This is a genomic window from Actinomadura madurae (assembly GCF_900115095.1).
GTDB classification, from domain to species: Bacteria; Actinomycetota; Actinomycetes; order Streptosporangiales; family Streptosporangiaceae; genus Spirillospora; species Spirillospora madurae.
Genome location: NZ_FOVH01000004.1, coordinates 176,814 through 190,087, shown reverse-complemented (window position 1 = coordinate 190,087; position 13,274 = coordinate 176,814). Strand labels below are relative to the sequence as shown.

Below are 13,274 nucleotides of genomic sequence, written 5' to 3'. Positions count from 1 at the left end.
TTCGGGGTCAGGCTTCTTTGCGGGCTCTTTCGATCAGGTCGCCGAGGTGGTCGGAGACGGTGCCGGGGCGTTCGAGCATGGCCATGTGGCCGGCGCCGGGGACGACCTCCAGGCGCGCGGACGGGACGCAGGACGCGATCTTCAGGCTGTGCTCGACCGGGGTGAGCCGGTCGTGCTCGGCGCCGATGACGAGGGAGTCGGCGCCGCGGAGGGACGCGCAGTCGCTGATCGGCTCGGTGGTGATCATCGAGCGGAAGAAGTCGGCGAAGGCGTCCAGGCGGGTCTCGGTCATCATCTGCTCGGCGAAGGCGACCGCGGCGGGGCTGGCGTCGGGGCCGAAGGCGACGAGGTCCTCGACCAGGGTGGCGGCGTCGCGGCCGAGGTGGCGGACCCGCTCGACGGCGCCGGAGCCCGCGCCGAGCGCGCCGAGCGCGCGGGGGAGGAGGCGGTGGGTGGTGCGCGCGATCAGCGCGGGCATGCCGAGCGTGACCTCGCCGAGGCCGCCGGGCGACGTGCAGAGCAGCCCGGTCGCGAGGATCCTGCGGCCGAGCAGGCCGGGGTTCTCGTCGGCGTAGCGCAGGATGGTCATGCCGCCCATGGAGTGGCCGACGAGGACGATCGGCGTGCCGGCGGGGACGGTCGCGTCGATGACGGCGGCGAGGTCGCGGGCGAGGCGGGGGACGGCGTAGCCGTCGCGGGCGCCGCCGTCGGAGCGGCCGTGGCCGCGGTGGTCCCAGAAGACGAGCCGGCCGAGGCCGCGCAGGGCCTTGCGCTGGAAGTGCCAGGAGTCCTGGGTGAGCGTCCAGCCGTGGGAGAAGACGACGGCGAGGTCGGTGCGGTCCGCGCCGTCGACCTCGGCGTACAGGCGCGTCCCGTCGTCGGCGCGGACGGGGACGGGACGGCCGCGCAGGGAGCCGAACGGCTCGCCGGCGAAGGGGTCCGGCCGCAGTTGGAGGCGGCGCATGGCGCGCCGCTGGGCGACCAGCCCAGCGCCCGCGCCCGCCGTGCCGAGGGCGGTGACGGCGAGGATGTTCAGGAGCGTTCTGCCGCGGGCCTGGGCGGGCGTCGCCCCAGAGGTGACAAGGCTCGTCTTGGCGGCGCGGCCCATGGTCCGTCCCTCCGACTCGTCAGTAACTCAGAGGCAACGCCACCACAAATTGACGGCATAGTCCACCTCGAGTTCGGCATGTTCGCGCAGGCAGACATCGGCGAGATCGGGTGGGAACTCGATGCGGAGCACCGCGGCGAAGTCGTCCCTGTTCTGGAACGACCACCGGATCATCAGGGGTTGGCGGGTGAAGCCGTGCCGCGTCCAGAACCGCTCGACCTCGGCGGGATCGTACTTCGGGAGGCTGCGCTGGAACCAGCGGCCGAACGTGGAGCGGGTCGCGTCGTTGTCGATGACGAAGACCGCGCCGCCGCGCCGGACGACCCGGTTCAGCTCGACCAGCCCCGGCTCGCAGCCCGGGCCGAAGAAGTACGCCCACCGGGCGTGGACGACGTCGATCGACGCGTCCGCGAGCGGCAGCGACTGGGCGGCGCCGACGCGGACGGTCACGTTGCGCAGGTTCCGGGTGCGGCGCGCGGCCGCCTCGGCGAGGCCTGCGTGCGGTTCGACGCCGACCACCCGCTGCGCGTCCGCGGCGAAGAACGGCAGGTGGTAGCCGGTGCCGCAGCCGACGTCGAGGACGTCGGCGCCCTGCCACGGCCGGATCGCGCGCATCGCGGCGGCCAGCACTCCGTCGGGGTCGACGGCGCGGTTCTCCAGTTCGTAGACCTGGGGGGAGTTCCAGATGTTGGGGCTCGGCACGGCGCCCGGCGCGATCTCGGCCACGGGGACAGAGCGTAGCGGCGCGGCGGGCGGGGCAAGCCAGATCACTCCGGGCGAGTGTTTCATCACGGCCGTCGCCGCATAGGCTTTCCTTTGCATACCCGTCTCTGATGACAACTGCCGAGCGATCTTTCCTGGCGAGGAAGCCTTGACCCCGCAGTACAACGGTGCCTCTTCACCCGCGCTCCGCGTGCCGGACGCGCCGATCACGCTCTCCACCGCGTCGGTCTACCCGGAGAAGGTACCGAGCGCGTTCGAGATCGCCGCGCTGCTGGGGTACGACGGCATCGAGGTGATGGTCTCCACGGACGCCTCGTCGCAGGACCTGAACGTCCTGCGCCGGCTGTCGGACTACCACCAGGTGCCGATCAAGTCGATCCACGCGCCCTGCCTGCTGCTCACCCAGCGGGTCTGGGGACGCGACCCGTGGGGCAAGCTGGTCCGTTCGAAGGACGTCGCCGAGGAACTGGGGGCGGAGGTCGTCGTCGTCCACCCGCCGTTCCGCTGGCAGCGCGACTACGCCAAGGAGTTCGTCGACGGCCTCGCCCGCATGCAGGACGAGACGGACGTGCTGTTCGCGGTCGAGAACATGTTCCCGCTGAAGGCGCGCGGCGCCGAGGCGGGCATGTACCTGCCCGACTGGAACCCCGTCGACCAGGACTACCCGTACGTGACGCTCGACCTGTCGCACACCGCCGTCTCGGGGTCCGACGCCATCGACATGGCGGGGAGCCTCGGCGACCGGCTGCGGCACGTCCACCTCGCCGACGGCGTCGGCGTCATGAACAAGGACGAGCACCTCGTCCCGGGGCGCGGCAACCAGCCGTGCGGGCCCATGCTGGAGAACCTCGCCGAGGGCGGTTTCCGGGGGCACATCGTCCTGGAGGTCAACACGCGGCGCGCGTCGAACCGGGCCGAGCGGATGGAGGACCTCGCCGAGGCCCTGGCGTTCGCGCGCCTGCACCTCGCCGCGGCCGACCACACCTGGGAGGTCACCTCGGCCGGGGAGATCACCCGCCGGGGCGTGCGGCGGTGACGGACGCCGCCGGACCCGTCCGGGGCCGGACGCGGGGGCCGGGGCGCCGGCCCGGCCCGACCGAGACCCGCGAGAAGATCCTGGCCGAGGCCCGCGACCTGTTCGCCGAGAAGGGGTACGACGGCGCGTCGCTGCGCGCCATCGCCCGCGCCGCCGGGGTCGACCCGGCCCTCGTCCACCACTTCTTCGGCAACAAGGAGGGCGTGTTCATCGAGGCGATGCGCTTCCCGGTGGACCCGGCCGTCGTGCTGCCCCAGATCCTCGCCGCCCCCCGGGACCGGCTCGGCGAGACGATGGTGCGCACCTTCCTGAGCGTGTGGGGGGACGCCGACCGCCGCGCGCCGATGCTGGCGATGCTCCGCTCGGCGATGACGAACGAGCGGGCGGCGGCGCTGCTGCGGGAGTTCGTCACGAGCGCGCTGTTCGGGCGGGCCAAGCAGGTCACGGCCGCGCCGTCGCTCGGGATCCAGGCGGCGGCCGGGCAGATGATCGGGCTGATGATCCTGCGGTACGTGCTGCGCGTCGAGCCGCTGGCGTCCGCGACCGAGGACGAGCTGATCGAGCTGGTGGCGCCGACCCTCCAGCGGTACCTCACGTCCTGAACCTCCGGAACACCCTTGACCGGGCCCCTCCGCGGGCATAAATTCAACACATGATGAGTTCTAGTCCGGCGGGAAAGGCCGAGCCGGCGGTGAACGTGCGGGACCTGCGGGTCGTCCGCGGCGGCAGGGAGGTGCTGCACGGGCTCTCCTTCGACGTCCCGCGCGGCTCGATCGTGGGACTGCTCGGGCCGAGCGGCTGCGGGAAGACCACCCTGATGAGGGCGCTCGTCGGCGTCCAGATCGTCCGGAGCGGGACGGTGGCCGTCCTCGGCGAACCCGCCGGATCACCCGGCCTGCGGCGCCGGGTCGGGTACTCCACGCAGACCCCCGCCGTCTACGCCGACCTGACCGTCACCGAGAACCTGCGCTACTTCGCGTCCGTCCTGCGGGCCCCGCGCTCCGACGTCGACCGCGTCATCGACGAGGTCGGCCTCGGCCGCAGCCGCGACCAGACGGCGGCGACGCTGTCCGGCGGGCAGCTCAGCCGCGTCAACCTCGCCGTCGCTCTGCTCGGCTCGCCCGAACTGCTCGTCCTGGACGAGCCGACCGTCGGCCTCGACCCGGTGCTCCGCCAGGAGCTGTGGGAGCTGTTCCGCGAGCTGGCCGACCGCGGCGCCACCCTCGTCGTGTCCAGCCACGTCATGGACGAGGCGGGACGCACCGACCGGCTCCTGCTGATGCGCGAGGGCATGATCCTCGCCGACGGGACGCCGGACGGGCTGCGCTCGCGCACCGGGACGCCCGACCTCGAGGAGGCGTTCCTCCACCTGATCACCGAGAAGGCCGGGAGCACCGCATGAGCGCCGCCATCACCCTCGCCACGATGCGCCGCATCCTGGCGCAGCTCAAGCACGACCACCGCACGCTCGCGCTGCTCATCGCCGTCCCGACGCTGCTGATGATCCTGTTGCGGTACGTGTTCGACCAGCCGGAGGTCTTCGACCGGATCGGGCCCATGCTGCTCGGCCTGTTCCCGTTCATCGTCATGTTCGTCGTGGCCAGCGTCGCCACCCTCCGCGAACGGACCAGCGGCACCCTCGAACGGCTGATGACCATGCCGCTCGGCAAGCTGGACCTGCTGCTCGGCTACGCCCTCGCGTTCGGGCTCCTCGCGCTCGTCCAGGTCGCCGTCGTGCTCGCCGTCTCGCTCACCTGGCTCGACCTCGACCTGAACGGCTCGCTCGGCTCGCTCGTCCTCGTCTCCCTGCTGGACGCCCTGCTCGGCATGGCGCTCGGCCTGTTCGCCAGCGCGTTCGCCCGCACCGAGTTCCAGGCCGTCCAGTTCATGCCGGCGTTCGTCCTGCCGCAGCTGCTGCTCTGCGGCCTGATCATCCCGCGCGAGAACATGGCGGGCTGGCTCCAGGCCATCTCCGACGTCCTGCCCCTCTCGTACGCGGTCGAAGGCATGCGGGAGATCAGCGCCGACCCCGACTTCACCACCACACTCACCGTCGACGTCAGCGTGATCGCCGCCTTCGTCCTGGTGGCCCTCCTGCTGGGAGCGGTGACCCTCCGCCGCCGCACAGCCTGACGACCCGTGAGGTGGGGGTGAGGTTTACATGGAAAGAAGAGGTCCGCCTTAATCGGACAGGTGGGGCTAAGTGGGCCATCCCTGGTCGTTCAGGCTGGTAGCTTCGCGCCATGACCTCCCCTGATCTTTCCGGTTCGCAGGCGTCGGAGCGGCCCGAGGCGGCTCCGGGGGCACAGGCCACCGAGGCGCCGCCCGTCCCGGGGAGCGATGCCGAGAACGCCTTCTGGGGCGGCGGGGACGGGACGGAGACCGCGCGCAAGCGGCGGTGGCCGCGGATCCTCATCGCGGTGGGCGTGTTCCTGGCGCTGATCGTGGCGGGGCTCGGCGGCCTGGTGTGGCAGCGGCAGTCGTCCTACAACGGCAACATCGACCGGATCAAGGGCGTGATGCCCGACGACGGGTCGAAGCGGCCGGGGCCGAACGTCGCCGGCACCGAGAACTGGCTGCTGGTCGGGTCGGACTCGCGGGCGGAGGCCACCACCGGCGAGGGGAACCAGGTCTGGAAGCCGGGGCAGCAGCGCACCGACACGATCATGCTGCTGCACCTGCCGGCGGACCGGAAGAAGGCCTACATCATCTCGTTCCCGCGGGACTCGTGGGTGGAGATCCCCGGCTACGGCCGGCAGAAGATCAACGCGGCGTTCTCGTTCGGCGGGCCGAAGCTGCTGATCGAGACGATGGAGAGCCTCACCGGGATCCGAGTCGACCACTTCGGCGCCATCGACTTCGAGGGGTTCAAGTCGATGACGGACGCGCTCGGCGGCGTCACCGTCAACATCAAGCAGAGCGTCTACGACCCGGCGCGCAAGAAGCAGTGGGAGGCGGGCCGGCAGAAGCTCGACGGCGAGGAGGCGCTGCTGTTCGTCCGGCAGCGCTACAACCTGCCGAACGGCGACTTCGACCGGATCAAGCGGCAGCAGGCGTTCCTCGGCGCGCTCGCCAAGCAGGCCGCCGACCGCGGGACGCTCACCAACCCGCTCAAGCTCGACCGGTTCCTGTCCGCGCTCACCAAGTCGATCAGCGTGGACGAGGGCGTGTCGGCGGGCGACCTGCGCTCGCTGGCGCTGAGCATGCGCAGCGTCCGCGCGTCGGACGTCATGTTCATGACACTGCCGAACAAGGGCACGGGAATGCGCGCCAAGCAGAGCGTGGTGTTCCTGGACGGGACGAAGGCGAAGGCACTGTTCGACGCCGTCAAGAGCGCGCGGATGGCCGAGTACGTCAAGCAGCACGGCGCGGGGAACAGCCTCGGCACGGTGTCGTGATCGCCGGGCCGTCCCGGGCTTAACCTGGGACGGTACGCGCACGGACAAGGGGTTCGCACAGTGCTTCGTCAGGCGTTGCTCGCCGCGTCGCGCAGTGACGGCGCGCGCCGGGTCGTGGAGACCGCGCCGTTCACCGCCGACGTCGTCCGCCGGTTCGTCGCCGGGGAGACGATCGAGGACGCGCTGCGCGTCACGGAGGATCTGAGCGGCGAAGGGCTGCTCGTCACCCTGGACGTCCTGGGGGAGGACACCCACGACAAGGGCCGCGCGGAGGCGAACGCCACGCATTACGTCGAGCTCCTGGAACGGCTGGGTGACGCCGGGCTCGGCACGCGCGCCGAGGTGTCGATGAAGCTCTCCGCGGTGGGGCAGACGCTCGACGAAGACCTCGCCTTGGAGAACGCCCGCCGGGTCTGCGAGGCCGCCCGTTCGTCCAGTACGACGGTCACCCTCGACATGGAGGAGCACACGACCGTCGATGCGACGCTGGGGATCGTCCAAGACCTGCGGAGGGACTTCCCGGACGTGGGTGCGGTCGTCCAGGCCTACCTGCGCCGCGCTGAGGAACACTGCACGGAACTGGCCTACGAGGGTTCGCGTGTGCGGCTGTGCAAGGGCGCGTATGCGGCACCGGCGGCGGTCGCCTTCACCGACAAGGAAGAGGTCGACAGGTCGTACGTGCGCTGCATGAAGGTCTTGATGGCCGGCAAGGGCTATCCGATGCTCGCGACGCACGACCCGCGGCTCATCGAGATCGCGGGCGCGCTGTCCGACCTGCACGAGCGCGACGCCTCCACGTTCGAGTACCAGATGCTCTACGGGATCCGTCCGCAGGAGCAGCGCAGGCTGGCCGCGCAGGGCGCGCAGGTCCGCGTCTACGTCGCCTACGGCCGCGAGTGGTACCAGTACTTCATGCGCCGGCTCGCCGAGCGGCCCGCCAACCTGCGCTTCTTCATGCGCTCCCTCGCCGGACGGTCCTGACCAGGCGTTCCTCCGAGGGCGTGCCTCGAAGCGGTCCGGCCCGGGACTAGGCTGGGCGCGTCGCTGAGATGAGATCCGAGGGTGGCCGATGATCGCGATTCTGGGTGCCGGGAAGATGGGCGAGGCGCTGCTGTCCGGGGTGCTCCGGGCCGGCCGCCGCCCGTCCGAGCTGGTGGCGACCGCGCGCCGGGAGGAGCGCGGGGCGCTGCTGCGCGAGCGGTACGGCATCGAGATCCTGCCGAACGCGGAGGCCGCCGCGAAGGCCGGGACGCTGGTCCTCGCGGTGAAGCCGCAGGACATGGGCGTCCTGCTGGACGAGGTCGGCCCGCACGTCCCGCCGGGACGGCTGGTGATCTCGATGGCGGCCGGGATCACGACCGGGTTCGTCGAGGCGCGGCTGCCGGAGGGCGTGCCCGTCGTCCGCGTCATGTCGAACACGCCCGTGCACGTGGACGAGGCGATGAGCGTCATCTCGGCCGGGTCGCACGCCGGCGAGGAGCACCTGAAGCTGGCGGAGGAGCTGCTGTCGCCCGTCGGCAAGGTGCTGCGCATCCCCGAGTCGCTGCAGGACGGCGCGACGGCCCTGTCCGGCAGCGGGCCCGCGTACTTCTACTACCTCGTCGAGGCCATGGTGGACGCGGGCATCCTGCTCGGCATGCCGCGCGCCGCCGCGCTGGAGATGGTGATCCAGTCGGCCGTGGGCGCCGCGGTCATGCTCCGCGACTCCGGCGAGCACCCGGTGCTGCTGCGCGAGGCCGTCACGTCCCCCGGCGGGACGACGATCTCGGCGATCCGGGAGCTGGAGCGGCACGGGGTCCGCGCCGCCGTCCTGGAGGCGATCGAGGCCGCCCGGAACCGGGGGCGGGAGCTCGCGGGCGGTTGATCCGCGTCCGGGCGCGGAGAGCCGGGTGAAGAACCGGGCGGAGAACCGGGCGCGGAGAGCCGGGCGCGGAGAACCGGCGAAAGTTCATCTTTGAACATTGATCCGCCCCCGGGGTCCCGTTCGTGTTAGAGATATGGGACTCATACTCCGCCTGATCGTCGCCGCCGGGCTGGCGGCCGACGCGATCGTGCACTGGAAGTTCGCGCCCGACATGGCCTTCGTCCAGGGCGGGTCCATCGACGGGGACCTGCTCTTCCGCATCCAGGCCGCGGTGGCCGGCGTGGTCGCCGTCATCATCCTCACCTACGCGACCCGCTGGTCCTACGCGCTGGCGTTCCTCGTCGCGGCGAGCGCGGTCGGCGCCCTCGTCCTGTACTACTACGTCGACATGGGCGCGCTCGGCCCGCTGCCGGACATGTACGAGCCCGTCTGGTACATGGAGAAGACGGTCAGCCTCGCCGGTGAGGGCGGCGCCGCCCTGGCCGCGCTGGTCGGGTTCTTCACCGTGAAACGCGGCCGGCGCCGCGAGGACGACGAGGTCTACGAACGCGAGCCCGCCGGCAGCTTCTGAAGCGAGCCCCATAGCTCCCACAAGCTCCCACACGCACGACTGGCCTCATCGGGCCGATTCATGCGCGATCGTGCCGATCCGTCCGATGATCGTCTTACCATGCCCCCGTGGCGTCCCGGCGTTATGTCCCCGTGCTCGCGGCCGGCGCGCTGCTCGCGGGCGTCCTCAGCGCCTGCACCGGCGGTGGCGGGGACGGCGGGATCCGGCTCGGCAGGGTCGAGCGCGCCGACGTGTCCGAGGTCGTGGAGGCGCCCGCGACCGTGTCGGCCCGCGCCACGGCCGTGCTCCGCTCGCCCGCCGAGGGGACGATCGCGCGGCTGTACGTCGCGGACGGCGACCCGGTGGACGAGGGCGACGTCCTCGCCAAGATCAGCTCGCCGGGCGCGCGGGAGCAGCTCGCCCAGGCCCTCGAAGCCGACCGGTCGGCCTCGGCCGGGGGCGGAGTCCCCGAAGGCCTCGACCTGTCGGAGTTCCAGCGCAGGACGGACCGGACCGCCCGGGACGGGTTCGCCGCCGCCCGCAAGATCGCCCTCCGGATCCCGGACCTGAAGGAGCGCGCGCTCGTCCTCGCCGGGATCACCAGGGCGGAGGGCCAGTACCGGACGGCGTCGGCCGCGGCCCGCACCGCGGTGGCGCGGCTCAACGCCGGGCTGGGCAGCGTGGGCGCGACGATCTCGTCCATCACGGCGGCGCAGCGGGTGCAGACGCGGGCGGCGGTGCGGACCGCCCGGCGCACGGTGGACGCCCTGACGATCAAGGCGCCCTTCGACGGGATCGCCGGGCTCGGCGGCCCGGCGGGCGGCGCGCCCGGCCTCGGCGACGTCCTCGACCGGCTCCCGCAGGGCGCGCGGTCGCAGGCGGGCGGCCTCACCGGGCTGGGGAACCTCGGCGGCGGCGCCGCCAAGGACGCGTCCGCCATCGCGGCCGGCGCGCCCGTTTCCGGCGGCGACGCCGTCATCACGGTCACGGACGTCTCCACGCTCGCGCTCACCGCCGACGTGGACGAGACGGACGTCCTCCAGGTCGCCAAGGGCGTGGAGGCCGAGGCCGAGTTCGACGCCGTCGAGGGCGGCACCTACGAGGCCGAGGTGACCGGGGTCGGCGTCACGCCCAAGGAGTCCAGCGGCGGCGGCGTCACCTACAAGGTCACCCTGGCGCTCGGGCGTGGAGCCCTCGCGGGCGGCGGGACGGCCCCGCGGCCGAAGCCGGGCATGAGCGCCGTGGTGAACCTGAAGGTGCGGGACGTCCGGAACGTCCTGTCGGTGCCGTCGTCCGCCATCGTCACCAGCGGGCGCGAATCGGTCGTCTGGGCGGTGTCGGACGGGAGGGCCCAGCGACGCGTGGTCGGCTTGGGCGCGGAGGGGGACGCGACCGTCCAGATAACGCGCGGCCTCCGCGAAGGGGAGAGCATCGTGGTCCGCGGTGCCGACTCCGTCAAGCAGGGCCAGGAACTCGGCCGGTGAGCGAGGCGGCGCTGGAGGCGGTGGACGTCACCCGCACGTACCGCATGGAAGGCGTCGACGTCACCGCCCTGCACGGGGTGAGCCTGCGGATAGACGAGGGCGAGTTCGTCGCCATCCTCGGACCGTCCGGCTCAGGGAAGTCGACGCTGATGCACCTGCTCGGCTGCCTGGACCGCCCGACGACCGGAACACTGCGCATCTCCGGGAGGGACGTCTCCCGCCTCTCGGACGGCGAACTCGCCGAACTGCGCAACGCGCGCGTGGGTTTCGTCTTCCAGTCGTTCCACCTCCTGGCCCGCACGAGCGCGCTCGACAACGTGGCGCTTCCGCTGGTCTACCGGGGCGTGCCGCGGAGCGAGCGGCGCCACCGCGCCACCGCGGCCCTCGCCACCGTCGGCCTCGACCACCGGCTCGGGCACCGCCCCGGCCAGCTGTCCGGCGGCGAGCAGCAGCGCGTCGCGATCGCCCGCGCCCTCGTCGGAGACCCGGGCGTCGTCCTGGCGGACGAGCCGACCGGCAACCTCGACACCCGCACCGGCCACGACGTCATGGACCTGCTCGACCGGCTCAACTCCGAGCGCGGCGTCGCCGTCGTTCTCGTCACCCACGAGCCGGACATCGCCGAGCGGGCGCGCCGCCAGGTCCACATCCGCGACGGCCGCATCGAGCGCGACGTCCGATGAGGCCGGTGGAGTCGTTCCGGATCGCGGCGGACGCGCTGCGCGTCAACCGGCTCCGCAGCGTCCTGACCATGTTCGGGGTCGTCGTCGGCGTCGCCGCGGTCGTCGTGCTGGTCGCGATCGGCAGCGGCGCCCGCGACCTCGTGCGGACCGAGATCGAGGGCCTCGGCTCCAACATCATCTTCGTCGCGCCCGGCGAGCTGAGCTTCGGCTCGGCGCCCACGATCAGCCGGATGCGGCTCGACGACGTCGGCTACCTCGGCCGCGTCACCGGCGACGAGAACGCCATCGCGGTCGCCCTCAACTCCGGCGAGACGGTCCGGGCCGGCCACGAGGAGATGTTCGCCAGCATCGTCGGGACGAACGACCACTACGGCAACGTCTTCGACCGGCCGCTGCGCCGCGGCCGGTACCTGAGCCGCACCGACGTGGAGACGCGCCGCCGCGTCGTCGTCCTCGGGTCCGACCTCGCCCGCCGGCTGTTCGGCGACGTCGACCCGGTCGGGCGGCAGGTCTCGATCGCGGGCGGCACCCGGTTCCGCGTCGTCGGCGTCCTCGCGGAGATCGGCTCGACGTTCGGGCAGACCCGCGACTCCGAGGCGCACCTGCCGATCACCACGGCGCAGCGGCTCTTCGGCGTGGACCGGGTCGACTTCATCGCCGTCCGCGCGCCCAGCAAGGACGCCGTCCCGCGCCTCCAGCGCGAGATCGTGGACGCGCTGGAGACCCGGTACCGGGGCGAGCGGTTCTCCGCGATCACGCAGACGCAGCTGCTCGGCACGATCGGCACCGTCCTCGGCGCGCTCACCGGCGTGCTGGCCGCCATCGCCGCGATCTCGCTGCTCGTCGGCGGGGTGGGGGTCTCCAACATCATGCTCGTCGGGGTCCGGGAGCGGACGCGGGAGATCGGCCTGCGCAAGGCCCTCGGCGCCCGGCAGCGCGACATCCTCGCCCAGTTCCTCGTGGAGGCGGTCCTGCTGACGACCCTCGGCGGCCTCGCCGGCATCGCCCTCGGCATCGGGGCCGCCGTGACGATCTCCGCGGTGTCGCCGGTGCCGGCCGCGATCACCTGGTGGTCCCCGGTGGTCGCGTTCGCCGTGTCCGCGGCCGTCGGGGTGTTCTTCGGCGTCGTCCCGGCCCGCCGCGCCGGCCGCCTCGACCCGGTGACCGCCCTGCGCGCCGAATGACCCGGGACGCGGCCTTCGTCCGGCCCGGCAGATGGAAAGGATCATGAAATGCCCGGCGGTCCGGGCCCGGTCGGCCTATCATTTAGTTGATCTTGAAATACCGGGGGGTCGGGGATGGAAGAGCGGCGCGCACGTCCGGACGACCTGCCCTTCCCCGCGTCCGCCCTGCACCGCACGCTGATCAAGCTGCGCGTCCCCCGGTTCATGGCCGACCACGCCGCGGCCCTCCTCGCCGCGAACCTGCGGAAGCGCGACACCCGCGGACGCTAGGCCGCGGCCGTGTTCCCCGGGGACGCGGTGGAGGTCACGTGCCCGACGAAGCGGGCGGCGGAGCGCATCGCGTCGCCCGCCTCCGGCAGGACGCGGTTGAGGATCTGGAAGACGTGCATCTGCCCGTTCCAGATCTCCAGCTCGCAGTCGGCCCCCGCGCTCTGCAGGGCCTCCGCGAACGCCTCGGCCTCGGTGCGCAGGACCTCGGCGCCGCCGACCTGGATGAGGACGGGCGGGATGCCGTCCCAGGCGCAGGAGAGCAGGGCCAGCCGCGGGTCGTCGAATCCGGCCGGCCCCACGACGAGACGCGCGACACGGCGTGCCGACGCGGCGCTGATGTACGGGTCGTGCGCGCGGGCCTGCGCCTGGATGGACAGTTCGCAGGTGAGGTCCACCCAGGGGGAGAACAGGAGCAGGCCGGCCGGTTTCGGCAGGCCCAGCCGGCAGATCTCGCCGGCCAGCACGGCGGCGAGGTGCCCGCCGGCCGAGTCGCCCGCGAGCACGATGCCGGCCGCCGGGACGCCGCGGGCCAGCAGCCACCGATAGGCGGCGAGGGCGTCCTCCAGCGGGGCGGGGAACTGGTGCTCGGGCGCGAGCCGGTACCGGGCGGCGACGACGGGCAGGCCCGTGTCGAGCGCGAGCCGCGACGTGATCGGACGGTGCGTGCGCGGCGAGCAGGCGACGTAGCCGCCGCCGTGCAGGTAGAGGACGGCGCCCCGCACGTCGTCCTCGGCGACGTCCCGGGAGATCACCCACTCGCCCCTGACCGGGCGGTCAGCGGTCTCCTCGGGCGGCGGCTCGTCCAGCGAGTCGAACCGGACACGGGAGCCGTGCCGCATCAGCAGCGCCGCGACGTCCACGGTCGAGCGCGCGGTGCGGATGCTGCCGGGGCCGGGGAGGTAGTTCAGGAACGGACGAACGCCCAGGCGAAGCGCGTTGCTTATCGCGCGGCTGCGCACGCTCGGCCCGTCCAT

Annotated in this window: 15 protein-coding genes; 12 read left to right on the top strand and 3 right to left on the bottom strand. The window is 72.6% G+C overall.

Annotated elements, in window-relative coordinates; all coding sequences use genetic code 11:
* Positions 1–7: 7 nt before the first annotated feature.
* Together BM339_RS13690 and BM339_RS13685 are read right to left on the bottom strand one after the other, a co-directional pair.
* On the bottom strand, positions 8–1,108 hold the full coding sequence (locus BM339_RS13690) for an alpha/beta fold hydrolase (protein ID WP_083597610.1): 1,101 nt from the start codon (positions 1,106–1,108) through the stop codon (positions 8–10).
* Between the two features lie 27 nt (positions 1,109–1,135).
* Complete coding sequence (locus tag BM339_RS13685; RefSeq protein WP_024935733.1) at positions 1,136–1,834, bottom strand: class I SAM-dependent methyltransferase; 699 nt, start codon at positions 1,832–1,834, stop codon at positions 1,136–1,138.
* A gap of 145 nt (positions 1,835–1,979) precedes the next feature.
* On the opposite strand from BM339_RS13685, the gene BM339_RS13680 reads away from it, so the two are divergent.
* From BM339_RS13680 to BM339_RS49800, 12 genes are all read left to right on the top strand, one after another.
* Positions 1,980–2,867 carry a sugar phosphate isomerase/epimerase family protein gene (locus BM339_RS13680; RefSeq protein ID WP_021591709.1) on the top strand — a complete coding sequence of 296 codons (888 nt, stop codon included), beginning with the start codon at positions 1,980–1,982 and terminating at the stop codon, positions 2,865–2,867.
* On the top strand, positions 2,864–3,469 hold the full coding sequence (locus BM339_RS13675) for a TetR/AcrR family transcriptional regulator (protein WP_021591708.1): 606 nt from the start codon (positions 2,864–2,866) through the stop codon (positions 3,467–3,469). The genes BM339_RS13680 and BM339_RS13675 overlap by 4 nt, the downstream gene beginning before the upstream one ends.
* A gap of 50 nt (positions 3,470–3,519) precedes the next feature.
* Positions 3,520–4,269 carry an ABC transporter ATP-binding protein gene (locus BM339_RS13670; RefSeq protein WP_200871890.1) on the top strand — a complete coding sequence of 250 codons (750 nt, stop codon included), beginning with the start codon at positions 3,520–3,522 and terminating at the stop codon, positions 4,267–4,269.
* Positions 4,266–5,000, top strand: coding sequence for an ABC transporter permease (locus BM339_RS13665; RefSeq protein ID WP_021591706.1), 735 nt, complete (start codon positions 4,266–4,268; stop codon positions 4,998–5,000). The genes BM339_RS13670 and BM339_RS13665 overlap by 4 nt, the downstream gene beginning before the upstream one ends.
* Positions 5,001–5,110: 110 nt before the next feature.
* The gene (locus tag BM339_RS13660; protein WP_021591705.1) at positions 5,111–6,265 is read left to right on the top strand and encodes an LCP family protein; all 1,155 of its coding nucleotides are present in this window, start codon (positions 5,111–5,113) and stop codon (positions 6,263–6,265) included.
* A gap of 60 nt (positions 6,266–6,325) precedes the next feature.
* On the top strand, positions 6,326–7,246 hold the full coding sequence (locus BM339_RS13655) for a proline dehydrogenase family protein (RefSeq protein WP_024935734.1): 921 nt from the start codon (positions 6,326–6,328) through the stop codon (positions 7,244–7,246).
* A gap of 88 nt (positions 7,247–7,334) precedes the next feature.
* Positions 7,335–8,129 carry a pyrroline-5-carboxylate reductase gene (gene proC, locus BM339_RS13650; protein WP_021591703.1) on the top strand — a complete coding sequence of 265 codons (795 nt, stop codon included), beginning with the start codon at positions 7,335–7,337 and terminating at the stop codon, positions 8,127–8,129.
* Positions 8,130–8,262: 133 nt separating this feature from the next.
* Positions 8,263–8,700 carry a hypothetical protein gene (locus tag BM339_RS13645; RefSeq protein ID WP_021591702.1) on the top strand — a complete coding sequence of 146 codons (438 nt, stop codon included), beginning with the start codon at positions 8,263–8,265 and terminating at the stop codon, positions 8,698–8,700.
* A gap of 107 nt (positions 8,701–8,807) precedes the next feature.
* A complete protein-coding gene (locus tag BM339_RS13640; protein ID WP_075021057.1) occupies positions 8,808–10,163 on the top strand; it encodes an efflux RND transporter periplasmic adaptor subunit in 1,356 nt (451 codons plus the stop codon).
* Positions 10,160–10,846: an ABC transporter ATP-binding protein gene (locus tag BM339_RS13635; protein WP_021591699.1), complete on the top strand. Its 687-nt coding sequence runs from the start codon at positions 10,160–10,162 to the stop codon at positions 10,844–10,846. The genes BM339_RS13640 and BM339_RS13635 overlap by 4 nt, the downstream gene beginning before the upstream one ends.
* The gene (locus tag BM339_RS13630; protein ID WP_075021056.1) at positions 10,843–12,030 is read left to right on the top strand and encodes an ABC transporter permease; all 1,188 of its coding nucleotides are present in this window, start codon (positions 10,843–10,845) and stop codon (positions 12,028–12,030) included. The genes BM339_RS13635 and BM339_RS13630 overlap by 4 nt, the downstream gene beginning before the upstream one ends.
* A gap of 114 nt (positions 12,031–12,144) precedes the next feature.
* Positions 12,145–12,300 carry a hypothetical protein gene (locus BM339_RS49800; protein WP_021591697.1) on the top strand — a complete coding sequence of 52 codons (156 nt, stop codon included), beginning with the start codon at positions 12,145–12,147 and terminating at the stop codon, positions 12,298–12,300.
* On the opposite strand, the gene BM339_RS13625 is transcribed toward BM339_RS49800, so the two are convergent.
* Positions 12,297–13,274: an alpha/beta hydrolase gene (locus BM339_RS13625; RefSeq protein WP_075021055.1), complete on the bottom strand. Its 978-nt coding sequence runs from the start codon at positions 13,272–13,274 to the stop codon at positions 12,297–12,299. The two genes, BM339_RS49800 and BM339_RS13625, sit on opposite strands and share 4 nt — an antisense overlap.